This window comes from Nocardioides sediminis (genome assembly GCF_003047295.1).
GTDB classification, from domain to species: Bacteria; Actinomycetota; Actinomycetes; order Propionibacteriales; family Nocardioidaceae; genus Nocardioides; species Nocardioides sediminis.
In genome coordinates this window covers 1-606 of record NZ_PZYZ01000027.1, presented here as the reverse complement: position 1 = coordinate 606, position 606 = coordinate 1, and the positions used below count along the sequence as shown (strand labels likewise).

The following is a 606-nucleotide window of genomic DNA, read 5'->3' as shown; positions in this document are numbered from 1 at the left end:
ACTAACTTAACCGACTACGGTTGCTTCGTTGAAATTTTAGACGGTGTTGAAGGTTTAGTTCACGTTTCAGAAATGGACTGGACAAACAAAAACATTCACCCGTCTAAAGTGGTTAGCGTAGGCGATGTAGTTGAAGTAATGGTTCTTGAAGTTGATGAAGAACGTCGTCGTATCTCATTAGGTTTAAAACAATGTAAAGCAAACCCTTGGGAACACTTCGCAGCAACTCACAACAAAAACGATAAAGTGACAGGTAAAATCAAATCTATCACTGATTTCGGTATCTTCATCGGTCTTGAAGGCGGTATCGACGGTTTAGTTCACTTATCTGACATTTCTTGGAATGCGACAGGTGAAGAAGCTGTTCGTAACTACAAAAAAGGTGACGAAGTAGAAGCTGTTGTATTACAAGTTGATGCGGTTAAAGAACGTATTTCTTTAGGTATCAAACAATTAGAATCGGATCCGTTCACTAACTTCGTAGAAAGCACTAAAAAAGGTGCAATCTTGACTGGTAAAGTTGTAGAAGTTGATGCGAAAGGCGTTAAAGTTGAATTAGAAGGCGGCGTGGAAGCATTTATCCGTGCTAACGAAGCAACTCGTGAC

At 39.9% G+C, this 606-nt stretch carries 1 protein-coding gene; it reads left to right on the top strand.

The annotated features are described in order from the left end of the window. Window positions 1–606: S1 RNA-binding domain-containing protein (locus DAI17_RS20775; RefSeq protein WP_159081703.1), on the top strand; the 606-nt coding region annotated here is incomplete at both ends.